The following is a 23,365-nucleotide window of genomic DNA, read 5'->3' on the forward strand; positions in this document are numbered from 1 at the left end:
TTCGCCTCCACACGATGAGATGGTTCATGACACTTGTCTAGCTTCCCGCCCACATACTTTGTGAGCGGTGTCTCAACGTACCACGAAAAAAGCCATTTCGCAAGGGTCGGACGCCAAAGGAACACAAGAATACCACGAAGACGCGAGGGCACGAAGGAAAAAAAGACGGTTTTACCACCAAGGCTCCAAGGAACACAAGAGACCAATACCACGAAGGCGCGAAGGGCAACGGGTGATTGGATTCATACACAGCCAACCCTGCACCCTAGCCCATGCGGCAAAGCTATGGCTGTTTTGATGAGCATAGGAATATATCATCACTTTAACGCTCGTATCGTATACGTTTTGGGTATTTTTGATCGTATATGCTGACGCGTTAATCCTAGACTGGATGCATTCTCCAAAACCAAGATAGCGCGATCAAGTGAGCAATGCGGAGATCACGACGATTCGCCCCTTTTGTTCCTTGGAGTTTTGGCGTCTTGGTGGTAAGGCGTTCTGCCGCGCGAAACCGCAAAGGCCCTCGCGCAGGCTGCCCCGCATTCGCTATAATAGCAGCACCCACCGCCAGACAGGGCCGTGGCTGTTTCTAACGAGGTTCGTATGACGCCGCTTCGCTTTCCCCCTGGCTTCCTGTGGGGCACCGCCAGCTCCTCGCACCAGCACGAGGGGGGGAACACAAACAACCAATGGTGGGACTGGGAGCAGCAGCCGGGCAGCATCTGGCACGGCGACCGCTCGGGCGCGGCCTGCGGCTGGTGGGAGGAGATCGAGCCAGATCTCGACCGCGCCGTGGGGCTGGCCCAGAACGCGCTGCGCATCTCGCTTGAGTGGAGCCGGATCGAGCCAGAGGAGGGCCGCTTCGACGAGGGGGCCATCCAGCGCTACCGCCAGATCCTCCAGGCCATCCGCGCGCGCGGCATGACGCCGATGGTGACGCTGCACCACTTCACCAACCCGCGCTGGATCGAGCAGAAGGGCGCGTGGCTGCACCCCGAGACGCCCTACCGCTTCGCGCGGTTTGCCGAGCACGCCCTGGCCCGCCTAGGCGACCTGTGCGAGCTATGGTGCACCATCAACGAGCCGACGATCTACGCATCCATGGGATACCTGCACGGCCACTGGCCGCCGGGCCGCTACAGCGTGGGCCAGGCGCGGCGGGTGCTGGTGGCCATGCTACGCGGCCACGGGCTGGCCGTGCAGGTCATCCACGCCGCCGGGCCGCAGCACCGCGCCGGTCTGGTGCATAACCTGCACATCGTGGACCCCTCTACCCCCAACCTGGGCGATCTGGCCATCGCCAAGTTCCTAGATGTGATCACCAACGGCGCGGTGCTGACCGCCATCCAGACCGGGCGGATCATCCCGCCATTTGGCCACGGCAGGCTGGTGCTGCCCGGCCTAGCCGAGAGCGACTTCATCGGCCTCAACTACTACTCGCGCTCGTGGGTGGCCTTCGACATGCGCCGCCCGCGCGAGTTCTTTAGCCGCAGCTACACCCCCGACCACGCCCCGCAGAGCGACCTGAACTCGCAGGGGCGCTCGTATGGCGAGATCTACCCGGATGGCCTGTACCGCGCGCTCAAGCGGCTGAGCGGCATCGGCCTGCCGATCTACATCACCGAGACTGGCCTGCCCGACCATGACGACGACCAGCGTCCGCAGTTCATCCTCAGCCACCTAGCCGCCGTGCACCGCGCGCTGCGCGAGGGGGCCGATGTGCGCGGCGTGTTCATCTGGTCGCTCATCGACAACTTCGAGTGGTCGGAGGGCTGGGAGCTGCGTTTTGGGCTGTACGGGCTGGATGAGCGCACCGGCGAGCGCACGCTGCGGCCATCGGGCGCGCTCTACGGGATCATCGCCAGGGCCAACGCCCTGCCCGCACAGCCGCACCAGCACGAGGAAAGGAAGCGATAGTGGAAGAGACACGCGTGCTCATCCTCTCGGCGGCGGTCGGCGCAGGGCACAAGACTGCGGCGCGGGCGCTGGAGAAGGCGTTTCGCAAGTACCCGCATGTGCAGGTGGCCAACCAAGACATCCTGGACATGACCAACGACGCCTATAGCCGGATCTCATCCGAGGTCTACCTAGAGGCGGTGAAGCGCGTGCCCTGGCTGGTGGGCGTGGCCTACCAGTACAACGACGAGCCGTTCAAGAACGAGGAGCCGCTGCGCCGCATGTGGGACATCCTGAACACGCAGCCGGTGGTGAAGTTTCTCAAAGATTTCCAGCCGCATATCTGCGTGTGCACCCACTACACGCCCGCCGGGATCGTGGCTCAGATGATGGCCCAGGGCCAGCTCGACACCTCGCTGTCGGTGGTGATCACCGACTTCGACTTCCAGGGCATGTGGCTCTCCAAGACCTTCAACCGCTACTTTGTGGCCCGCGAGGAGGCCAAGGCGCGGCTGGTCGACTTCGACGTTGAGCCAGAGCACATCACGGTCTCGGGCATTCCGGTGGACAGCAGCTTCGGCGAGCCGGTGGACGCCGAGGCCGTGGCCAGGCGCTACGAGCTGGACCCCGCGCTGCCCACGCTGCTAATCTCGGCGGGGGCGGTGGGCGGCGGCCCGGCGCTGGAGATCGTGACCGAGCTGATGAAGCTGCGCCACGAGGCCCAGACCGTGGTGGTGTGCGGCTCGAACGCCCAGCTGCGCCGCGACGTGGAGACCCTGGTGCTGCCCCAGGCCCGCAAGTTCCGCGCGCTGGGCTTCACCAGCGACATGCCCGACCTCATCCGCGCCGCCACGCTGTTCATCGGCAAGCCCGGCGGCCTGACCGCCTCGGAGTGCATCGCGGCGGGCACGCCCATGATCATCGTCGAGCCAATCCCAGGCCAGGAGGAGCGCAACGCCGACTACCTGCTGGAGGAGGGGGCCGCGCTGCGCTGCAACGACCTGGAGATCATCGACTACAAGATCGACCAGCTGCTGGACAGCCCCGAGCGGCTAGCCCAGCTGCGGGCCAACGCGCGGCGCATCGGCAGGCCCGATGCCGCCGATGTGATCGCCGCCACCGCCCTGGCCGACGAGAACGCGCCGGTGAAGTTCGACTGGCGCAGCCAGCGCAAGCGGCTGCTGGCCGAGCCGCTGGCCGCCGAGCCGCTGGCCAAGGTCGAGCGCGCCCTGTTCGGGCCAGATGAGAACGAGACGCTGGCCTTCTACGAGGATGGCACCGGCGTGTTCTTGGGCACGCTCGACCCCGCGCAGTTTCGCAGCCTGCGCAGGCGGCTGTTCCGCAGCGGCGAGGAGGTGGCCACCACTACCGTCACCCAGGATGACCTCGACCGCATCCGCGCGCTGGGGATGGGCAGCGAGCTGGTCGACCGGATCAGCAAGCGGGTGCGCTTCCGCGGCCCGATCACGCTGCGGCGGGTGCGGATCAGCCTGCCCGAGGGCTCGTAGGGCGCAAAAAAAGGCGGGGCCATAACGGCCCCGCCATGCTGCCTGCGCGGTCGGCTAGACCTCGCCGTACTCCTCAAGCAGCGCGCGCCACTCGCCGGTCAGCTCGTCGCGGCGGGCGGCGTAGTAGATGTGGTCGATACCATTCTCGTCGCGGTAGACCAGATCGACCTGGCTGCGCATGGGCCGCAGGTAGCCGATATTGCCCCACCAGCGCACCTGATCCTCATCCAGCGGCACATCCTTCAGGGCCATACGCGCGGCGTACTGGCGCACCGTGCCATCCTCGATATCCTGCAAACGCCACGGCACATTCGAGACCTCGCCGGTGCGCAGGTTGCAGAACACGAAACGCTTCTCGCCCTCCTCCTCCACCACGCGCACCACCTCGATGCCGGTGCGCGGGCGCGGCACGCGGATGAGGCTGAGCCAGGCATCGGTCAGCTTCTCGCGCACCACCTCGGGGAACTCGCGGATGTCCTGGCCATCCTTATCCTTCATGGCTAGGTCGAATATCGGCGACTCCTCGTCGTCGTGGTTCACGCGCCAGATCCCGCCGCGCCCGCGCCAGCGGTAGCGGCGCTCGCCCCAGTTGCCGTTGGCGCTCTCGGGGAGCAGCTCGGGGCTTTCCAGCTCGGGCTGTTTGGGGTCGTCATCGCTGAAGGCGCGCGGCTCCTGCTCCACTGGCTCCTCGGTCTTGTCGCCCAGCAGGCTCTGCCAGCCCTCGCCCAGGCCCCAGTCGGACACGCCGAAGAAGATGTGGTCGATCACGCCGTTGGCGTCGCGGTGCACCAGATCGTACTTGATGCGGTTGCCCTGACGGTAGGCCCGCCAGAGGCCCAGCCGCCCGCGCCACTTCACCTGGCTCTGCACATCGATCTTGCCGTCGCGCAGATCCTCGTAGCGGCTGATCGCATACGACCACAGGCCCTGGGCGCGGTCACGGGTGACGCCCGCCGTGGTGCGTAGGTCGCGCACCTCGTAGTACCACTGGCCGCTGCGCTTCTGCGCCGACACCACCTCCACCCCCGAGCGCGGCAGATCCAGCTCCTGGCCGTTGTCCAGCTCGGTGGAGGCACCGTTGGCGATCGCGCGTCGGCACAGCTGGATGATCTCACTGCGGTCGGCGGGCAGGGTCTGGCCATCGCGGCGGGTGTAGACCACGCCGTTGCCGCCGATGTAGGGCGGGTGGTCGGGGGCCTTCACCTCCACGCGGATGAGATCCTTGCCCTCATAGTTCAGCAGCTCCAGCGTCAGGTAGGGCTGGGGGTTGATCTGCTCAAGCACCGTGCGGCGCAGCATGTCGCTCACCTGGTCGGGCTTGCTCACGCCCACCGTCGCACCATCCTGGCCGCAGCCCACGATCAGGGTGCCGCCGCCGATATTGGCCAGCGCCGCGATGTCGCACCACAGCGTGTCGCTCTGCTCCTCCAGGCGCAGGGCCTGGCGGTCGGTGGGCGGGCCAAAGCGCAGGGTGTCGATCTCCCACTGCTTCTGGTCGCGCTTGGGCACACGCACGCGGTCGAAGTCGTGCGACGAGAGCAGGGTGCGCAGGGCCTGGAAGGTGTTGTCGGGCAGCAGCATCTCGTTGTAGCGGTCGCCGATGCCGTGGTAGTGCCAGCCCTCGCCGTTGCCCTCGCTGACGCGGCGCAGGCGGTGCGCATCCGAGCCTTGGATGCAGAACATGCGGCGCTCGTAGTGCTCGGTCTTGCCGTTGTAGAAGCCGGGCGAGGTAAACTTCTCGTGGTCGGTGTAGAAGTTGATGAACTCCAGCGCGGCCAGGGCCGGGTGCTGGGTGGCGGCCACGCGGGCCTGGCCGCTGGTGCCCATGCGCAGGGTCTCGGTGATCACGCCGTTGGGGCCGTTGGCGTGCGGGGCGATCACCAGGCCACCGGCGCGGGCAATGATCTCGTAGGCCTCGGTGACGTGGCGGGTGTTGGCCACCGATGTCAGGCCCTTCTTCAGATCCTCGGCGGGGATACCCAGCTGCAGCAGCGTAGCCTCGACCAGGCTGATCGGGCGGTCGGGCGCAAAAATAGCTAAAATATGCGAGCCATAGTGCGAGGTAAACTCAAAGCCAGGAAGCACGGTCAGCTTTTTCCGCAGTCGCCGGTACTCGTGGATGCGCTCGCTCTCCTCCTCGGTCATGCGCTGGCCGCGCTCTAGCGCCTCAAGCAGATCAATCTCGCGCAGCATCTGCTCGTAGCCGTGGACCGTGTTGTGGTCGGTGAAGGCGATGATCTCAAGCTGCCGCCGCTCCGCTTCCTGTAAAATTTCCAAATAGCTGATCGTCGGCTCGGCATAGTCTTCTGAGGCGGGGGTGTGGATGTGTAGGTCGACACGCATCCACCGCTTTCCATTCCGCGGTGATTCCCCGTTGGTTGTCATATTTTGTGGTTACTCCAAAACATTCAAGATCGCAGATTTCTGTGAGCGCTGGGCGCGCAGCAATGGCACAACAGTCCACGCGCACCGCGTTCCTTTCTCTTTCTATCTCGTGAGCGCCGCACGACGGCGGCACACCTCGCTTTCCTCTTGTGCTTTTCTATCGCCCTGCCGCAGATTCATGCGGCAATAAACCCATAAATGATAAAGACGTAGAACCTGTGACTTTTCGCGCATATCATACTCGAAAGCAAGCCGGATGGCAATGGTATGGGCTTCTGGCTGCGCTTGTTTTCTGCGGCGCGGCGCGGCGCTTCCCAGTGCGCACGAGCGCGCCATGGCCAGCCACGCGGCGGGGCCGAGCGGCGGCCAGGGCCGACGATAGCGCTGCCCGATAGTAAGGCATACTACGTGCCACAAAATTGCTCGGGGCCGATGACCAAAGCCATTTAGATATATCTTACAAAAACCTAGCGATAATCGCCCTGAAAAATATTCGGGTCTGCAAAGAGAACATACCATATTAATCTTCTTTTTGAAGAAATATACAAATAACGGTAGAAAATAACAAGAATTTGTAGTCAATACTTCACGAAAAGAAATAATACATCTTGAGATGGAGAATGAATGCATCGTAAGTCGGTTGCTTGGCTTGACAAAGAAAAGGGCTTCAAGTACACTTCGGGCATACACACATCCCCCAGATGTAGCAACGAGCGACAGCGCCATGCCGCGTGCGAAGACGGCCCCGCGACGGTTGTCGTTTTCCCGTTCCCTATGCGCTATGGTGTCACCCTTGTCCCCTCGTGCTACCTGGGCCAAGCTCCAGAACCAAACTGCGCGCAGCGTTCGCCTGCGTGTCCAAAGCATCCCTGACGCACCCCCGCCGAGGCATACGCCCCTAACGGTCGATCAGGGTAGAGAGAGGGGGAAACAGGCTTTCCAGTCGAGCGCGGCGTTCGCACCACTTCAGCGTTGAGGGTCGCCGGGGAGCCGCCGCATGGTTAGCCACCACCTGTCCCGCCAAGGCCCCGGTCATCCCAGATTCCCTTGTGGCCGCTTTGTAAAGGAGCGACAGATTTCCATGAAACGTTACGCAAGCATCGCGATGCTCTCCGTCCTGTTTGCTGGCTCGCTGGCCGCCTGCGGTGGCAGCACGGCCACGGCACCTGCCGCCACGGCACCTGCCGCCACCACTGCCGCTGCCACCGAGGCTGCCGCCACCATGGCGCCTGCTGCCACCGAGGCCGCCGCCACCATGGCGCCCGCTGCCACCGAGGCCGCCGCCACCACGGCACCGGCCACCGGCTCGGGCGATGGCGGCGTGATCAAGATCGCATCCTCGCTGCCGCGCACCGGCTCCTCGAAAGGCCAGACCGACACGATCGCCAACGCGATCAAGCAGCGCCTTGAGGAGGCCAACAACCAGGCCTGCGGCGGTAAGTTCACCCTGCAGTACCAGGACATGGATGATGCTATCGCTGCCACTGGCAAGTGGGATGCGGCGCAGGAGGCCTCCAACGCCAACGCGGCGGTCGCCGACCCCGATGTGATGGTCTACATCGGCACCTTCAACTCCGGCGCGGCCAAGATCTCGATCCCGATCCTCAACGCCGCCAGCCTGGTGATGATCAGCCCGGCCAACACCTACCCCGGCCTGACCAAGCCCGGCAAGGGCGAGCCGAACGAGCCGGATGTCTACTACCCCAGCGGCAAGCGCAACTACACCCGCGTGGTGCCCGCCGACGACCTGCAGGGCAAGGCGGCCGCCAACTTCGCCAAGAGCCTGGGCGTGGCCAAGGTCTACATCCTGGATGACACCGAGCTGTACGGCAAGGGCATCGCCGATGTGTTCGACGCCACCGCCAAGGAGATCGGCATCGAGGTGGTGGCCCACGAGAGCATCGACGGCAAGGCCGCCGACTACCGCGCGCTGGCCGCCAAGATCCTGGATGCCGCGCCCGACCTGGTGTACTACGGCGGCATCACCCAGAACAACGCCGGCCAGCTGTGGAAGGACATCCGCAACGAGGGCTTCGAGGGCAAAATGATGGGCCCCGACGGCATCAACGAGTCGGCCTTCGTCGAGGCCGCTGGCTCGGCTGCCGACGGCACCTACGCCACCTTCGGCGGCCTGCCGCCGTCGTCGCTCACCGGCAAGGCCGGCGAGTGGTACCAGGCCTACAAGGCCAAGTTCAACGCCGAGCCCGAGGCCTACGCGGTCTACGGCTACGAGTCGGCCAACGTGGCCCTGGCCGCGATCGAGAAGACCTGCACCAAGGATCGCGCCGCCATCAACGATGCGGTGTTCGCCACCAAGGATTTCGCGGGCGTGCTCGGCACCTGGAGCTTCGACGCCAACGGCGACACCTCGCTCACCTCGATGAGCGTGTCGCAGGTCAAGGGCGGCAAGTTCGAATTTGTCCAGGCGGTTGAGTAAGGATCGTTTGGCGGGGGGCATTCGTGCCCCCCGCCCCCTTTGGTGAAGCGTGCCACCGGCCTGGCCCCGCACCCGATGCGCCCTTTGTCCCCGCGCTTCCCACCGCAGCCCATTTCCACACGCCCCCGAAAAACTCGATCCGTACATTGCACGAGGTTAGGATATGGCGACAAAGGCGATAGAATCAAACTACCAAAAACGCGCGCTTCCCTGGGCCACGATCGGGAAGATCGCGCTTCTTCTTTTCTTTATCCTGTTTCTTGCTGTTCCCACCTATAATATTCTGCTGCAGATGATCGCCAACCCGCAGCTGCTGCTGCGCCAGCTGATCATCGGCCTGACAAATGGCGCGTACATCGCCCTGATCGCCCTGGGCTACACCCTGGTGTATGGTATCGTCGAGCTGATCAACTTCGCGCACGGCGATGTCTACATGCTGGGGGCGTTCTTCTCGCTGTCGCTGGTGGGCCTCTTCCACCTGAACGAGGACACGCCGATGGGCGTGCGCATCCCGCTGATCCTGCTCATCCTGTTCCTCACCATGTTCGCCACGGCCATGCTGAACGCCTTCATCGAGCGCTTCGCCTACCGCAGGCTGCGCAACGCCCCCAAGCTCGCGCCGCTGATCAGCGCGCTGGGCGTGTCGTTTGTGCTGCAGAATGTCGGCCTGCTGTGGGGCTACCTGCGGCTGCCCGCCTTCAACGGCGTGATGGGCACCAACGCCGTGGCACCCAAGAGCTTCCCGGGCCTGCTGCCCAACACCAACGTGCTGGCCCCGCTGCAGGATGTGTTCGGCAAGGGCTTCACGCTGCGCCTGTCGGTGCGCGACCTGGTGGTGATCATTGTGTCGGTGGTGCTGCTGATCGCGCTCTACCTGTTCGTGCAGCGCACCAAGATCGGCAAGGCCATGCGCGCCACCGCCCAGGATCGCGACGCGGCGGCGCTGATGGGCATCGACGTGAACCGCACGATCTCGCTGGCCTTCCTGCTGGGCGGCGCGCTGGCCGGCGCGGCGGGCTTCCTGGTGGGCATGTACAACGGCACCGTGGTCTACACCAACGGCTTCACCGCTGGCCTGCGCTCGTTCACGGCGGCGGTGCTGGGCGGCATCGGCAACATCATGGGCGCGATGTTGGGCGGCCTGCTGATCGGCCTGATCTCGGCGCTCTCTGACCAGTATATCAGCGCAAAATGGACCAACGCGGTGGTCTTCGGTCTGCTCGTCCTCATCCTCGTCTTCCGACCCACCGGCCTGCTCGGCGACGATGTCCAACAGAAGGCATAGCGCATGAACCTACGAACTCGCGCCGCAGTCACCGGCGGCATCTTCGGCCTGCTGATCGCGCTGGTCAGCGGAGGCAACGTTGGCTATCTCGCGGGGATCATCGCAGGCACGATCGCGGGCATCCTGGGCACATCCGAGCCTGCCCCCAAAACCCCGCGCGAGGGCATGCAGCTGGGCGTGCTGGCCGGGCTGGTGGCGGGCGTGCTGGCCGCCATCGGCGTGGCCCTGCGCACCTGGATCGATGTCTCTACCGCTGTAGTGGGCGCAAGCGCGGCCACCCTGCCCATGCTGCTGGCGGGCACGCTGCTGCTGGCAGGCGCGTGCGGCGCGGCCTTCGGCTGGGTGCGCGGCATGCCCCACCCATGGGATCGCAACGGCCTCTACATCGGCATTGTGGCGCTGGCGATCGCCTTCCCCTTCATCGACCAGGCGCTCAAGCTGCAGTTCCTCAACGCCATCATCCCGGTGCTGATCTTCGTGCTGATGGCGCTGGGCCTGAACATCGTGGTGGGCTACGCTGGCCTGCTCGACCTAGGCTACGCCGCCTTCTTCGCGATCGGGGCCTACACCACCGGCATGCTCTCCTCGCCGCACTTCGGCGTGAACCTGCCGTTCTGGATCGTGATCTGGATCGCGGCGGCGGTGGCGGCGATCTTCGGCATCATCCTTGGCTCGCCCACGCTGCCGCTGCGCGGCGACTACCTGGCGATCGTGACGCTGGGCTTCGGCGAGATCGTGCCGATCTCGGTCAACAACCTCGACCACTTCTCGCTCAGCATCCTGGGCCAGCAGATCATCCCCGACATCGACCTGACCGGCGGCCCCAAGGGCATCAACCCGATCAACCGCCCCTCGTTCTTCGGCTACAACTTCCAGGCCGCCGAGCCGATCCCGTGGTACTTCCTGATCCTGGCCATCCTCGGTATCTCGATCTTCTTCATCCTGCGGCTGCGCAACTCGCGCCTGGGCCGCTCGTGGGCGGCCATGCGCGAGGATGAGCTGGCGGCCTCGGCCATGGGCATCGACCTGGTGCACACCAAGCTGCTGGCCTTCGCCATGGGCGCAACCTTCTCGGGCTTCGCCGGGGCGTTCTACGGCGCGTTCATCAGCGCGATCTTCCCCGACGCCTTCCGCTTCGACGTGTCGGTGATGCTGCTGTGCATGGTCATCCTCGGCGGCATGGGCAATATCAACGGCGTGATCCTCGGCGGCCTGATCATCCAGTTCGCCGACCGCCTGTTCCTGCCCAAGTTCTCCGAGCTGGTGCAGCACCTGCTGCAGAACTCGGGCAACGATGTGCTGAAGGAGATCGACTTTGCCAGCAATTTCCGCATGATGCTGTTCGGCCTCACGCTGGTTATTATGATGTTGGTGCGGCCCGAGGGCCTCATCCCCAGCGAGCGCCGCCGCCGCGAGCTGCACGACGACAGCCCCGACCTGCCGCAGAAACAGACATCCCTGTACGACACCGAAGCCGCCTAAGTATTGCACTGGCCGCGCGTAGCGCCCCAGCGCGCTACGCGCCACCCACGGAGCGGATCGTGAGCGAAAACTCTCTCCTTCTAGATGCACGCGACGTCACCAAGCAGTTCGGCGGCCTCACCGCTGTCAACAGCGTGAACTTCACCATCGAGCAGCGCTCGATCAGCAGCCTGATCGGGCCGAACGGCGCGGGCAAGACCACGTTCTTCAACATGATCACCGGGCTGTACGTGCCCACCTCGGGCCAGATCATCTTCGACGGCCAGGTGATCAACGGCACCAAGCCGCACCTCGTCACCGCCCTGGGTATCGGGCGCACCTTCCAGAACATCCGGCTGTTCAGCCAGATGACCGCGCTGGAAAATGTGCTGGTGGGCCGCCACAGCCGCCTCAAGGCCGGGCTGGCGGGCATCCTGCTGCAGTTCCCCAGCGTGCGCAAAGAGGAGGCCGAGGCCAAAAAGGTGGCACTCGACCTGCTGGACTACGTGGGCCTGGGCCGCCGCCGCGCCGACGAGCTGAGCAAGAATCTGCCCTACGGCGACCAGCGCCGCCTGGAGATCGCCCGCGCCCTGGCCACCAACCCCAAGCTGCTGCTGCTGGATGAGCCGACCGCTGGCATGAACCCCAACGAGACCGACGAGCTGACCGCGCTCATCCGCCGCATCCGCGACGATCGCGGCGTCACCGTGCTGCTGATCGAGCACGATATGAAGGTGGTGATGGGCATCTCCGAGAAGGTGACGGTGCTCGACCACGGCGCGAAGATCGCCGAGGGCCTGCCCGAGGCCGTGCGCAACAACGAGCAGGTGATCGAGGCCTACCTTGGGCGCGGGGCCGCCGCCCACGGCAAGAGCGGCAGGGCATCCGCCGCCACTTCCACCACGGCGTAGCAATTTGCTGGCGGGGCGCTGGCCAGCGCTGCGCTATTCACTGCAGAAGATTATGACAACGACACCAATTCTTGAGCTTCGCAATGTCCACTCCTACTACGGCAACATCCACGCGCTCAAGGGGATCTCGCTCACGGTTGAGAAGGGCGAGATCGTCACGCTGATCGGCTCGAACGGCGCGGGCAAGAGCACCACGCTCCGCACCATCTCGGGCCTGCTGCAGCCGCGCGAGGGCGAGGTGCTGCTGGAGGGCCAGCGGATCGACCGCGTGCCCGCCCACAAGATCGTCGAGCGCGGCGTGCTCCAGTCGCCCGAGGGCCGCCGGATCTTCCCGCGCCTCTCGGTGCAGGACAACCTGCTGATGGGCGCGTTCACCCGCGACGATAAAGAGAACATCGCGCAGGATCTGGAGCGCGTGTTCACCCTGTTCCCGCGCCTGCGCGAGCGCGTCAGCCAGAAGGGCGGCACGCTCTCGGGCGGCGAGCAGCAGATGCTGGCCATTGGCCGCGCGATGATGGGCCGCCCCCATGTGCTGCTGCTCGATGAGCCATCCATGGGCCTCGCGCCCGTGCTGGTCGAGCAGATCTTCTCGATCATCAAGGAGATCAACAGCCAGGGCACCACCATCCTGCTCGTGGAGCAGAACGCTCTGATGGCGCTGGCGATCGCCAACCGTGGCTATGTGCTGCAGACGGGCAAGATCGTGCTTGCGGATGACGCCAAGGCGCTGAGCGAGAATGAGACGGTGCAGAAGGCCTACCTCGGGGCCGAGTAGCGCTGTTTGTGGCAAAAAAAGCAGGCCCGCCCTGGCAGAGCGCTGGGGCGGGCCTGCTTTTTTCCGTCGAGGTTCAGTTTGACCCCGTCGAGGTTCAGTTTGACCCCGTCGAGGTTCGGTTTGACCCCGTCGAGGTTCAGTTTGACCCCATCGAGGTTCAGTTTGACCCCGTCGAGGTTCAGTTTGACCCCGTCGAGGTTCAGTTTGACCCCGTCGAGGTTCAGTTTGACCCCGTCGAGGTTCAGTTTGACCCCGTCGAGGTTCAGTTTGACCCCGTCGAGGTTCAGTTTGACCGCGCGCATCCCACCCATCCCCAACCCCTTGGAGCCTTAGTGTCTTGGTGGTAAACCGTTTTCCCCCTTGTGCCTTCGCGCCTTCGTGGCAAAAAACCCTTGGTGATGTGTGCCAGAACGCGGTGCAGCCGGTATAATGAGGCGTATCCGGTATCAAAGAGAGGCGAGAAGCGATATGGATGCGCCCTTTCATCTTGGCTGCGCGGTGTGGGGGTATAAAGACTGGGTCGGGCGGTTCTTCCCCAGCGGGAGCCGCAGCGGCGACCTGCTGCGGCTCTATGGCCAGCGCCTGACGGCGGTGGAGGGCAACACCACCTTCTACGCCCAGCCCCGCCCCGAGATCGTGCAGCGCTGGGCCGAGGAGACCCCCGAGAGCTTCCGGTTCTGCCTGAAGCTGCCGCGCGAGGTGAGCCACAGCGACGCGCTGGCCAGACACCTGGCCGAGACCCAGGCCTTTGTGGAGCTGATGCAGCCGCTGGGGCCGCGCCTGGGGCCGTTCTTCCTGCAGCTGCCATCCAGCTTTGCCCCCGACCAGATCGACGACCTGGCGACCTGGCTGGACGCCTGGCCGACCCAGCAGCGCATCGCGGTCGAGGTGCGCCACCTCGGCTGGTTCGAGCCAGCCAACGAGGGCATGCTGATGGCCCTGCTGGATGCCTACAGCGCTGGCCGCGTGATCATGGATGTGCGCCCGCTGGAGCTGGCCCCGCTGCCCAATGCCGAGGAAAACCCCCAGCAGGCCCGCGACAACAAGCCCCGCGTGCCTATGCGCCCGCTGGTGAGCGGCGGCTTCAGCATGGTGCGCTACATCGGCCACCCCACGCTGGATCTCAACAGCCAGCTGATCGACGAGTGGGCCGCGCGCGTCGCGGGGTGGCTGGCCGATGGCGTCGAGACCTTTTTCTTCATGCACTGCCCGATCGAGACCTACTCGCCCGAGCTGTGCCGCAGCTTCCAGCAGCGGCTGGAGGGGCTGGCGCCCGTCGCGCCGCTGCCCTGGGATCAGGTGCCCAGCGGCCCCGAGCAGCTGAGCATGTTCGACTAGCGCAAAAAGATGCGCGCTGGGCGGCACCCAGCGCGCATCGCGACGGCCAGCCACGGCCTAGCGCAGCACATATTTGAGCACGCCCGCCTGGCGGATGTAGCCCTTGATCTCCATCATGGCCAGCGAGGCCGCCACATCGGCGGCGGCCAGCCCGCTCGCGCGCCCGATCTCGTCGATGTGGCGCGGCTCGTAGCTGAGCAGCTGCAGCAGCGCGGCCTCCACCGGGTCGGCGGGCAGGGCCTGGCGGGCCTCCTGCTGGGCGGTGGCCGAGGTCCAGCTGAGCGCATCCAGAATATCCTCGGCGCAGGTGACCATGGCCGCGCCATTGCGGATGAGGCGGTTGGTGCCCGCGCTCTTCGCGCTGAAGATCTGGCCCGGCACCGCGAACACCTCGCGCCCCTGCTCCAGCGCGAACTCCACCGTGATCAGCGCCCCGCTCTTCGCGCCCGCCTCCACCACCAGGGTGCCGCGCGCCAGCCCGCTGATCAGGCGGTTGCGGGCGGGGAAGTTGCTAGGCACCGGCAGCATACCCAGGGGGAACTCGCTGATCAGCGCGCCGCTGGCCACCATGCGCTCGGCCAGGGGCCGGTTGGTCTCGGGGTAGGGCACATCCACGCCGCAGGCCAGCACGCCGATGGTGCGCCCCGCCGAGTCGAGCGCGGCCTGGTGCGCCCGCGCGTCGATGCCCAGCGCCAAGCCCGAGACGATGGTGACGCCCGCCAGGGCCAGGTCGCCCGCCAGCCGCGCGGCGGCCTCGCGCCCGTAGTCGCTGGGGCCACGGGTGCCCACCACCGCCACCGCCCACTCGTCGGCGGGGGCCAGGGTGCCGCGCACATAGATCAGCGGCGGGGGCTGGGGGATCTGGCGCAGCAGCGGGGGGTAGCCGTCGCTCTCGATGCTGAGCAGGCGCACACCCAGGCGCGCGGCGCGCGCTAGCTCGGCATCCAGGTCGATGCGCCTGCGCGTGGCCAGCAGGGCCTCGATGCTCTTGGCATCCAGCCCGCAGGCCATCAGGTCGCCGGGGCTGGCCTGCCAGGCCGCCTCGGGCGTGCCAAAATGCTCGATCAGGCGCGCCACCCGCGCCGGGCCGATACCCGAGGTGATGTTGAATCCTAGGTAGAAGCGGGTATAGTCCATGCTCGTGCTCCTTGCGATCGCTCGTAGCTACGCCGAGTATAGCAGCCGCATGTTACCCCTCGCCAAAACGATGCCCGTTCGCAAAAAACCAATTACCTATGGCTAGTTGGGAAAAGTGTACTACTTTCCTATGCTTCGCGGGCAGCGCCAGCCACTATAATCAACGGGAAATGGTACTATCAAGGGAGACCCCCGTGCATCAATATGTTCAACAGCGCCTGCTGCCCCTGCTCGGCGCCCTGCTGATCAGCGGCGCGCTGGCTGCCACCGTGGCCCACGCCGCCACCCTGCAGCCCCAGGCCTACCTGCCGCTGATCGTCAAGGCCGCCAACACGCCCACGCCCACCGCCACCAGCGTGCCCACCGCCACCCCCGGCGGCCTGCTCAGCGCCCAGGAGCAGCAGACGCTCGACCTGATCAACGGGCTGCGCCGCGACGCTGGCTGCAGCGACCTGAAGGCCGTCGGCACGCTGCAGAACGCCGCCGCCGCCCACAACATCGACATGATCACGAATAACTTCTTCGACCATGATAGCAGCGATGGCTCTAGTTTCAGCGTCCGAATTACTAAATACGGCTACAAATGGTCGCTGCTGGGCGAGAACATCGCGGCGGGCTACACCACCCCCGCGTCGGTGGTGAATGCCTGGAAGAACAGCCCGGGCCACTACGCCAACATCGTCAACTGCAAGTTCCAGGACACCGGCCTCTCGGCCAAGGCCGACAGCGAGGGCACGCTATACTGGACTCAGGATTTCGGCAGGCCCCAGTAGGCCGCGCAGCCATACCAGCAGGCCCAGGGCAAACGCCCCAGGGCCTGCTTTTTTGCGCCGCGCAGCCGACGCAGCAATTCGGCACATGCTATACTACCCCTTGCACAGCAGCAGGCAGCACAGGAGAGAGGAACAGCACGATGAAGGCTGTGGTCATGGCCGGTGGCGAGGGCTCGCGGTTACGCCCGCTCACGATCAGCCGCCCCAAACCGATGGTACCTATCGTTGACAGACCGGTGATGGAGCACATCATCGAGCTGCTCAAGAAACATAACATCACCGAGATCGTCGTCACCGTGCAGTACCTCGCCAACGTCATCCAAGATCACTTTGGCGACGGCTCGGCGTTCGGCGTGCATATCGACTACTCGCTCGAAGACCAGCCGCTGGGCACCGCAGGCAGCGTCAAAAATGCCGAGCACCTGCTCCGAGAGCCGTTCCTCGTCATCTCCGGCGACGCGCTCACCGACTTCGACCTCACCAAGATCATCGCCGCCCACGACGCCAGCGGCTCTATGGCCACCATCACGCTCACCCGCGTGCCCAACCCGCTGGAGTACGGCGTGGTGATCATGGACGAGCAGAACAACATCCGCCAGTTTCTCGAAAAGCCCAGCTGGGGCGAGGTCTTCTCCGACACCGTCAACACCGGCATCTACGTGCTCGACCCCAAGGTGCTGAAGTATATCGAGAAGGGCAAGCCCACCGACTGGTCGAAGGACGTGTTCCCATCCATGCTGCGGCGCAAAGACCCGATCAAGGGCTATATCGCCGAGGGCTACTGGACCGACGTGGGCACGATCGATGAGTATATGCGGGCCAGCCGCGACTATATGTCGGGCAAGGTGAACCTGCCGCGCGTGGGCCACCTGCTGGATGGCGAGATCTGGCTGGATGGCGACGCCGAGATCGCCCCCGACGCCCAGCTGTACGGGCCGGTGTACCTGGGCCACGGCGTGAAGATCAAGGGCGGCGTGATCGTGCACGGCCCCACGGCCATCCGCGACTACACCGTGGTGGACACCCGCGCCACCATCGACCGCTCGATCATCTGGCGCAACTCCTACATCGGCGAGCGGGCCGAGCTGCGCGGAGCGATCGTGCTGCGCCAGTGCAACATCAAGAGCCGCTCGGTGCTGTTCGAGGGCGTGGTGGTGGGCGACCAGACAATCATCAACGCCGGGGCGGTGATCGGCGCGAATGTGAAGATCTGGCCTTCCAAAGAGGTGGATGAGGGCGCGACAATCAGCTCCAGCATCATCTGGGGCTCGCAGGGGCGGCGCGTGCTGTTCGGGCGCAACGGCATCACCGGCCTGGTGAACATCGACCTGACGCCCGAGTTCTGCGCCAAGCTGGGCGCGGCGTTCGGCACCACGCTGCCGCAGGGCTCCACCGTGCTGATGAACCGCGACGCCCACTACACGCCGCGCATGCTCAAGCGCGCCATGCTGGCGGGCCTCTCCTCATCCGGCATCACCATCGCCGACATCCACAGCGTGCCCATCCCCGTGGCCCGCTTTATGACCAAGGCTAGCGGCGCGGCGGGCGGCATCCACGTGCGGCTCTCGCCCTTCGACAACCGCGTGGTGGACATCAAGTTCTTCGAGCCGCAGGGCCTCGACATCGACACCGCCACCGAGCGCAAGATCGAGGGCGTGTTCTTCCGCGAGGACTACCGCCGGGTCTACCTGGATGAGATCGGGCGGATCAGCGACGGCGAGGACATCGAGAGCATCTACACCGACGCGTTCTTCGCCGCGCTGCGCGACGACGCGCTGGCCCGCATCACCAAAAACTTCAAGCTGGTGGTCGACTACGCCAACTCCAACCCGTCGCCCATCCTGGCCAACATCCTGCGCCGCCTGGGGGCCGATGTGGTGGAGCTGAACGCCAACCTCGATGACACGCGGATCTTCCAGACCACCCAGCAGTTCGAGGAGGGAATGGAGCGGCTGGCCCGGATCACGCCCGTGCTGGATGCCAGCATCGGCGCGCGGATCGACAGCGGCGGCGAGAAGCTGTTTTTGGTGGACAACACCGGCAAGCACGTGCCAGGCGTGCAGGCCCTGCTGGCGCTGACCGCGCTGACCATGGCCGTGAACGGCGGCGGCAGCGTGGCGGTGCCCGTCACCGCGCCGCGCGCCTTCGAGCAGATCGCCGCGCGCTACGGCGGCAAGATCGTGCGCACCCGCGCCACGCTCTCGGCGCTGATGCGCACCGCCTCGCAGAACCGCGACATGCACCTGCTGGGCGATGGCCAGGGCAACTACATCTTCCCGCACTTCTTCCCAGTGGCCGATGGCCTGTTTGCGATCGTGAAGATCATGGAGCTGCTGGCGCTGCACGATCTGCCGCTCTCCGAGGTGATCGCGGGGCTGCCATCCTACCACATCGACCAGACGCGCGTGCCCTGCCGCTGGGAGTACAAGGGCAAGGTGATGCGCATCCTCAACCAGCAGTACCAGGACCGCAAGCTGGAGCAGATCGACGGGATCAAGATCGACCTAGGCGACGAGTGGGTGCTCATCCTGCCCGACACCGATGGGCCGTTCTTCCACGTGATCGCCGAGGGCGCGACCGACGACCACGCCCGCGTGCTGACCGAGAAGTACGCCGGGCTGGTGGCGGGCCTGCAGTAGCGTAAAAAAGCCCCGCAGCGCTGGCACGAGCAGCGCTGCGGGGCTTTGCCATGCGGCCAGCGCCTAGCGCTGCAGCAGCGGCAGGTAGATGTGCGAATCGACCGCCGTGCCCAGCACAAACGGCGAGAAGCTGGCGGTGGTGCCGCAGATCCGATTCGCCGCCAGATCATGCGATACGGTGATGTCGTGCCACGCGCCCTCGGCAAAGTGCCAGAGCCGCAGGTCGCCCTCGGCCAGCCCAGCGGCGGCCAGATCGGCATCCTGATAGGGGAAGCAGACCTGCGCGGTGTGGAAGCTCAGCTGCTGCTCGGCAAGCTCGAAGTAGCTCGGCAGCCCCTTGATCACCCCAGCGGTCGCAGCCGCCGCGCCATGGTGCGCCGCAACCTGAAGCGACCCAGCGCCCACAAGCCCGCCGAACGCCACCGTCACCGGCCCATCTGGCGTCTCCACCGAGGCGCGGACCTCCTCGCCTGGTATGGCTGGGGCCGCAACATCCACCGGCTGCGCGTTGACCGGCACCAGCCAGGCCACCGATATGCCGCCCGCCGCCGTCACCTGCACGCTGTGCCAGCCAACCGCCGCGGTGTCGCCTGCGGCGGTGGTAAAGGTCAGGCGGTCGTCGCCCACGTAGGCCGTATCGCGCGGCTCGCCATCCCAGAGCACGGCGCTGCCCGCGCCGAAGCCCTCGCCCGCAACCGTGATAACGCGCGGTGCGTCGCCCACCTGCAGCGCATCGGGCAGCAGCGCCGTAATGCTGGGCACCGGTAGCCCAGGTGTCGCCGTGGGCGTGGGCGTAGAGGCTGGCGCGGTCGCCGTGGGTGTGGATGCTGGCGCGGTCGCCGTGGGTGTGGGCGTAGAGGCTGGCGCGGTCGCCGTGGGTGTGGGCGTGGATGCTGGCGCGGTCGCCGTCGGCGTGGGCGTGGATGCTGGCGCAGTCGCCGTCGGCGTGGATGCTGGCGCGGTCGCCGTCGGCGTGGGCGTTGCCGAAGTCAGCTGGTAGAGCCGAGCCAGCGCGGTATCCACACGCAGCGCGCCATAGCCATAGGTCGCATCAAAGCCCGCCGCGCCCAGATCCTGCGCGCCCTGCTCAAGGGCCTGGCGAACCTGAGCGCGGCTCGCCGAGGGGGCCGCAGCCCGCAGCAGCGCCGCCGCGCCCGCCACATGCGGGCTGGCCATCGACGTGCCCTGCATGAAGCAGTAGGCGAACGCGCTGGCCGAGCCGCACGCCGACCCCAGGGTCTGCTGCAGCACGCCGTCGCCGTAGCCGTCGCCGGTGGCATCCGCGCCCATGTTGCCGCCGGGCGCAGCAATGCCGATCGCGCTGCCGGTGTTGGTGTACGGCGCGGGCGCATCCAGCGCATCCAGCGCGGCCACGGCCAACACGTCGGGGTGGTTGGCGGGGAAGGAGACCACGCTCTGGCTGGCGTTGCCCGCCGCCGCTACGATCAGCACATCGGCGGCGGTGGCCATCGCGATGGCGTCATTCACAATGCCCGCCGAGCAGTCGGGCCACAGCCCCGAGCCGACCCCGGCGCAGTTGGTGCCCAGCGACAGGTTGATCACGCCCGCACCGTGTGAGCTGGCCCAGATAATCCCCTCGGCGATGTCCGACATGCTGCAGCCGCCAAACGCATTGCAGACCTTGACCGGCATCAGTGTGGCGCTGCCGGCCATGCCCGCGCCGCCCTGGCCGTTGCCGCTACACTCGGCCACCGTGCCCGCCACGTGGGTGCCGTGGCCGTTGTCATCCTGCGCCGCTGCCAGGCTGGCCTCGCCGGTGATGGCGCTGTAGGGCGACACAAAGCTGTGGCAGCCCATGTCGGGCGCGGCGCTGGCGATGCCGGTGTCGAGCACGGCCACCACCGCGCCAGCGCCGGTGGTGGTGGGCCACACCGCCGGGGCGTTGGTGGCGCGCAGGTGCCACTGGTAGCCGTAGTAGGGGTCGTTCACGTCGGACTGCAGGGAGGCGCTGGCCATGTCGCTGATCTGGATGGTGTAGTCGGGCTGGGTCAGCTCCACATTGGGCAGCGCACCGATCTCCTGCGCGCGCGCGCCCGCGCTGATGCCCGCCACCAGCGGCACCGAGTACCACGATCCGAACAGATGGGTGGCCCCGGCCACCTGGGGCGCGCCGCCCGAGGTGCGCACCAGCACGTGGTCAACCGCCGCTGCGGCGTTGAGCGCGCCGCCCGTGCCAGCCGAGGGCTGCGGCTGCCCCTGCAGGGGGGCGATAGGGACGATGGACAGGGCAATAGCACACGAAAGGAAGAGGGTGTGAGATGACATGGTCGGTGTCTTCCTGCCTATCTGTCTGACAAGGACAAACAGCTATTGGCTACAGGATGGTGGGTTTGTCTGGGCTAACTATAGCCCTCGCCCGAACCAGGGCTGTACCATAGAGCACTTCTAGGTCAGGAGTTCACGAGAGCTGGTAGTTATGCGCCAAATCCAGCTCGAATAGAGAGACATCTCGATCATGTATCGCTTTTTTTGCTTCTATGCTGGTGATACCATGCGGCAGTCGGCAGCGATTTCACGGGTGAGGGAGAGGGCTGATCACGCGGCAAAATGAAGACCACCCGTTGTATAACGGGTGGTCTTCTGGTGGGGTGCCCGATGGGACTCGAACCCACAACATCTTGATCCACAATCAAGTGCTCTGCCATTGAACTACGGGCACCACAGCAACGCGGCGCATTATAGCACGCCGCCCGCACGCTGTCAAATAGCTATGCTGGACGCCGCTAGGCCAGCCAGCCCGAGGCCCGCCACTCGGCCAGGGCGGCGCGCAGGGCGAAGGCCGCGCCGGGACGCAGCGGGGCCAGCGCCAGGGCCAGCCGCTCGCAGCGGGCCGCGCCCAGGCGGCGCGCCAGGGCGGCCAGCAGCGCCGCACCGCTGTAGCGCAGGTAGTCGCCCGCCCACCGGGCGTAGCCAACTGCCCCCAGCACCGCCCAGGCATCCAGCACCACGCGCGGGCGGCGCACCAGCATGCCCAGCACCATCTGGTGGTAGTCGCCCCAGCGCATCTGGTCGCGGAAGAAGCGCTGCGCCAGATCGGTGCCGAGGTCGCGCAGCACGCCCAGAAAGATATTTTGCAGCACGTTCACATCATCCGCCCGGCCCCACGGCTGCATGAAGCGGCTAAACACCCAGCCCAGCGAGGCGTTGGCCTGGTAGGGCGCAACCCAGCGCAGCTGCTGCGGGGCCAGCAGGCCCTGGCGCAGCGCCGCATCCAGCAGCGCGGTGGTGCGGCCCAGGTTGCGCACGTGCGACCCGAAGCCGCAGAAGGTGAGCGGCGACTGCTGGGCCGCCGCGTCGCCGATCGGCAGCACGCCGGGCAGCAGCGGGGCCTCCTGCCGCCGCAGGCTGTGGCGCGCGGGGATGTAGCCGAACACCGGCTTGTGGTGGCGGAACTGCGGCCCGGGCCGCTTGTAGCTGGGCAGCAGCGCGAAGTAGTCTTCGAACAGCTGCAGCAGGCCGGGCGCATCAGGGCGGTGGCGCTTGCCCAGGGTCTCGTAGTAGAACAGGTAGACCGTCAGCTCGTCGCCGCGCCCTGGGAAGCCCTCCCACATGTACTGCTGGCCGCGCTGGGCGTGGTCGATCGAGAGCAAGATCTCGCCCACCCCCGGCTGGTGCTGGTCGGGCGCGGCCCCTGGCTGCAGGCCGCTCACCACGGTGCCCACGGTGGGGCACACCGCCGCGAAGGGCTGGCCCGCGAAGCGCTGGAGCGCCAGCGGCGACGCGCTGCCCATGCCGTCCAGCAGCAGCCGCCCACGGTAGCGCTCGGTGCCGCCGTCGGGCCGGGCCAGCTCCACCGTCAGCGGGGCGGCGCGGTCGGGTGGCACCAGCACGCGGCGGAAGGCCCGGCCATCCAGCACCACGCCGCCCGCCTGCTCCAGCCTGCGCCGCGCCATGCGCTGCAGCTCGCCCGCGTCGATGGCCACATCCAGCACGTGGGGCAGCCACAGCTCGGCGGGCCGCTGCTCGCGGTGGAAGCGCACGAAGCCGCGCTCGTACTCGCGCATCACCACCGCGCCCAGCTCGCCCCAGGTGAACAGGCCCAGATCGACCAGCGCGGCCAGCTCCTCGCGCGAGATGTTCCACTCGCGGTGGGCGGTGCCGACCTCGCCCCGGTCGAACAGCAGCACGCGCCAGCCGTAGCGCTGGGCCATGGCGGCGGCGTGCAGCAGCCCCAGCCCGCCCCCGGCGTAGATCAGGTCGAAGCTGGGCAGCGGCTCGGCGCTAGGGCTGGGGTCGGCCACCCAGGCATCCTCGGCGGCGGGGGCGGCCCCAGCGCGGATGGCGTCCCACGCGGCGTCCAGCCGGGCCACCTGCTCAAGCTGGGGCAGCGCGCCCATGGCCGCGAAGGCGGCGGCGGTGCGCGGGTAGCGCGCGGCCAGCTCGGCGGGCGGGCGCGGCGCAGGCAGCAGCGCGGGCAGCGCGCCCGCCACCTGCGCGGCCAGCCGCGCCAGCCTGGCCCTGGCCCGCACATAGCCCCACGCCGCCACCTGCGCGCTGGCCGTCACCCGCACGCGGGTGGTGATGGTGGTATCCTCAAACGCGAACGCCAGCCGGAGCGAGCGATCTGGGCAGGCGGGGCAGGCCACATCCAGCGCCACACCATCGCTGGCATCGACCCGCAGCTCGTACAGCTCGCCTTGGTAGCGCCAGTAGCCGCCTAGCCGCCGCAGGCCCGGCAGCAGCTGTGGCCAGCGCCGCTCATCCAGCAGCGCGGCGCGCAGCTCGTGCGCTGCCACCGCAACCTCGCACCATCTCTGCACCTGCGCCCGCATGTCGCTCCTTTCGTATTTTTCAATCGC

16 protein-coding genes and 1 tRNA gene are annotated in these 23,365 nt (G+C 66.5%); 10 read left to right on the top strand and 7 right to left on the bottom strand.

Annotated elements, in window-relative coordinates:
* Nucleotides 1-603: 603 nt before the first annotated feature.
* Entirely contained in the window at nt 604-1,917 is a 1,314-nt protein-coding gene (locus F8S13_10325) for a glycoside hydrolase family 1 protein (GenBank protein KAB8143403.1), read from the top strand.
* Nucleotides 1,917-3,404: a glycosyltransferase gene (locus F8S13_10330; GenBank protein KAB8143404.1), complete on the top strand. Its 1,488-nt coding sequence runs from the start codon at nt 1,917-1,919 to the stop codon at nt 3,402-3,404. The genes F8S13_10325 and F8S13_10330 overlap by 1 nt, the downstream gene beginning before the upstream one ends.
* Before the next feature lie 54 nt (nt 3,405-3,458).
* On the opposite strand, the gene F8S13_10335 is transcribed toward F8S13_10330, so the two are convergent.
* Together F8S13_10335 and F8S13_10340 are read right to left on the bottom strand one after the other, a co-directional pair.
* Nucleotides 3,459-5,789, bottom strand: a complete 2,331-nt coding sequence (locus F8S13_10335; GenBank protein KAB8143405.1) for a PHP domain-containing protein — start codon at nt 5,787-5,789, stop codon at nt 3,459-3,461.
* Between the two features lie 102 nt (nt 5,790-5,891).
* Nucleotides 5,892-6,419, bottom strand: coding sequence for a hypothetical protein (locus F8S13_10340; protein ID KAB8143406.1), 528 nt, complete (start codon nt 6,417-6,419; stop codon nt 5,892-5,894).
* A gap of 451 nt (nt 6,420-6,870) precedes the next feature.
* Between F8S13_10340 and F8S13_10345 the strand changes: the two genes are divergently transcribed.
* From F8S13_10345 to F8S13_10365, 5 genes are all read left to right on the top strand, one after another.
* A complete protein-coding gene (locus F8S13_10345; protein KAB8143407.1) occupies nt 6,871-8,226 on the top strand; it encodes a branched-chain amino acid ABC transporter substrate-binding protein in 1,356 nt (451 codons plus the stop codon).
* A 163-nt stretch (nt 8,227-8,389) separates the two neighbouring features.
* The gene (locus F8S13_10350; protein KAB8143408.1) at nt 8,390-9,511 is read left to right on the top strand and encodes a branched-chain amino acid ABC transporter permease; all 1,122 of its coding nucleotides are present in this window, start codon (nt 8,390-8,392) and stop codon (nt 9,509-9,511) included.
* Nucleotides 9,512-9,514: 3 nt separating this feature from the next.
* The gene (locus tag F8S13_10355) at nt 9,515-10,993 is read left to right on the top strand and encodes a branched-chain amino acid ABC transporter permease (protein ID KAB8143409.1); all 1,479 of its coding nucleotides are present in this window, start codon (nt 9,515-9,517) and stop codon (nt 10,991-10,993) included.
* 59 nt (nt 10,994-11,052) lie between these two features.
* Entirely contained in the window at nt 11,053-11,883 is an 831-nt protein-coding gene (locus F8S13_10360) for an ABC transporter ATP-binding protein (GenBank protein ID KAB8143410.1), read from the top strand.
* A gap of 52 nt (nt 11,884-11,935) precedes the next feature.
* Nucleotides 11,936-12,658 carry an ABC transporter ATP-binding protein gene (locus F8S13_10365; protein KAB8143411.1) on the top strand — a complete coding sequence of 241 codons (723 nt, stop codon included), beginning with the start codon at nt 11,936-11,938 and terminating at the stop codon, nt 12,656-12,658.
* On the opposite strand, the gene F8S13_10370 is transcribed toward F8S13_10365, so the two are convergent.
* Nucleotides 12,640-12,960 carry a YdgA family protein gene (locus F8S13_10370; protein KAB8143412.1) on the bottom strand — a complete coding sequence of 107 codons (321 nt, stop codon included), beginning with the start codon at nt 12,958-12,960 and terminating at the stop codon, nt 12,640-12,642. The genes F8S13_10365 and F8S13_10370 overlap by 19 nt on opposite strands.
* 166 nt (nt 12,961-13,126) lie before the next feature.
* Here F8S13_10370 and F8S13_10375 point away from each other — a divergent pair, with 166 nt between their 5' ends.
* The gene (locus F8S13_10375; GenBank protein KAB8143413.1) at nt 13,127-13,996 is read left to right on the top strand and encodes a DUF72 domain-containing protein; all 870 of its coding nucleotides are present in this window, start codon (nt 13,127-13,129) and stop codon (nt 13,994-13,996) included.
* A 57-nt stretch (nt 13,997-14,053) separates the two neighbouring features.
* Here F8S13_10375 and dprA read toward each other — a convergent pair whose 3' ends face one another.
* Complete coding sequence (gene dprA / locus F8S13_10380; GenBank protein KAB8143414.1) at nt 14,054-15,133, bottom strand: DNA-protecting protein DprA; 1,080 nt, start codon at nt 15,131-15,133, stop codon at nt 14,054-14,056.
* 194 nt (nt 15,134-15,327) lie between these two features.
* Here dprA and F8S13_10385 point away from each other — a divergent pair, with 194 nt between their 5' ends.
* Entirely contained in the window at nt 15,328-15,906 is a 579-nt protein-coding gene (locus tag F8S13_10385; GenBank protein KAB8143415.1) for a CAP domain-containing protein, read from the top strand.
* A gap of 140 nt (nt 15,907-16,046) precedes the next feature.
* Nucleotides 16,047-18,545 carry an NTP transferase domain-containing protein gene (locus tag F8S13_10390; protein KAB8143416.1) on the top strand — a complete coding sequence of 833 codons (2,499 nt, stop codon included), beginning with the start codon at nt 16,047-16,049 and terminating at the stop codon, nt 18,543-18,545.
* Between the two features lie 63 nt (nt 18,546-18,608).
* Here F8S13_10390 and F8S13_10395 read toward each other — a convergent pair whose 3' ends face one another.
* The 3 genes from F8S13_10395 to F8S13_10405 all read right to left on the bottom strand — a co-directional run bounded on the left by F8S13_10395 (nt 18,609) and on the right by F8S13_10405 (nt 23,338).
* Nucleotides 18,609-20,831, bottom strand: a complete 2,223-nt coding sequence (locus F8S13_10395) for a S8 family serine peptidase (protein KAB8143417.1) — start codon at nt 20,829-20,831, stop codon at nt 18,609-18,611.
* Between the two features lie 319 nt (nt 20,832-21,150).
* A tRNA-His gene (locus F8S13_10400) sits at nt 21,151-21,225 on the bottom strand.
* A gap of 64 nt (nt 21,226-21,289) precedes the next feature.
* The gene (locus F8S13_10405; protein KAB8143418.1) at nt 21,290-23,338 is read right to left on the bottom strand and encodes a hypothetical protein; all 2,049 of its coding nucleotides are present in this window, start codon (nt 23,336-23,338) and stop codon (nt 21,290-21,292) included.
* Between the last annotated feature and the right edge of the window lie 27 nt (nt 23,339-23,365).

The organism is Chloroflexia bacterium SDU3-3, assembly GCA_009268125.1.
Lineage (GTDB): Bacteria > Chloroflexota > Chloroflexia > Chloroflexales > Roseiflexaceae > SDU3-3.

Excerpts from the sequence above, each read along its gene's own strand:
- F8S13_10340 (KAB8143406.1), bottom strand. The coding sequence starts at position 6,419 with ATGCATTCATTCTCCATCTCAAGATGTATTATTTCTTTTCGTGAAGTA.
- F8S13_10390 (KAB8143416.1), top strand. The coding sequence starts at position 16,047 with ATGAAGGCTGTGGTCATGGCCGGTGGCGAGGGCTCGCGGTTACGCCCG.
- F8S13_10405 (KAB8143418.1), bottom strand. The coding sequence starts at position 23,338 with ATGCGGGCGCAGGTGCAGAGATGGTGCGAGGTTGCGGTGGCAGCGCAC.
- F8S13_10335 (KAB8143405.1), bottom strand. The coding sequence starts at position 5,789 with ATGACAACCAACGGGGAATCACCGCGGAATGGAAAGCGGTGGATGCGT.
- F8S13_10345 (KAB8143407.1), top strand. The coding sequence starts at position 6,871 with ATGAAACGTTACGCAAGCATCGCGATGCTCTCCGTCCTGTTTGCTGGC.
- dprA (KAB8143414.1), bottom strand. The coding sequence starts at position 15,133 with ATGGACTATACCCGCTTCTACCTAGGATTCAACATCACCTCGGGTATC.
- F8S13_10350 (KAB8143408.1), top strand. The coding sequence starts at position 8,390 with ATGGCGACAAAGGCGATAGAATCAAACTACCAAAAACGCGCGCTTCCC.
- F8S13_10375 (KAB8143413.1), top strand. The coding sequence starts at position 13,127 with ATGGATGCGCCCTTTCATCTTGGCTGCGCGGTGTGGGGGTATAAAGAC.
- F8S13_10325 (KAB8143403.1), top strand. The coding sequence starts at position 604 with ATGACGCCGCTTCGCTTTCCCCCTGGCTTCCTGTGGGGCACCGCCAGC.
- F8S13_10395 (KAB8143417.1), bottom strand. The coding sequence starts at position 20,831 with ATGTCATCTCACACCCTCTTCCTTTCGTGTGCTATTGCCCTGTCCATC.
- F8S13_10365 (KAB8143411.1), top strand. The coding sequence starts at position 11,936 with ATGACAACGACACCAATTCTTGAGCTTCGCAATGTCCACTCCTACTAC.
- F8S13_10370 (KAB8143412.1), bottom strand. The coding sequence starts at position 12,960 with ATGCGCGCGGTCAAACTGAACCTCGACGGGGTCAAACTGAACCTCGAC.
- F8S13_10355 (KAB8143409.1), top strand. The coding sequence starts at position 9,515 with ATGAACCTACGAACTCGCGCCGCAGTCACCGGCGGCATCTTCGGCCTG.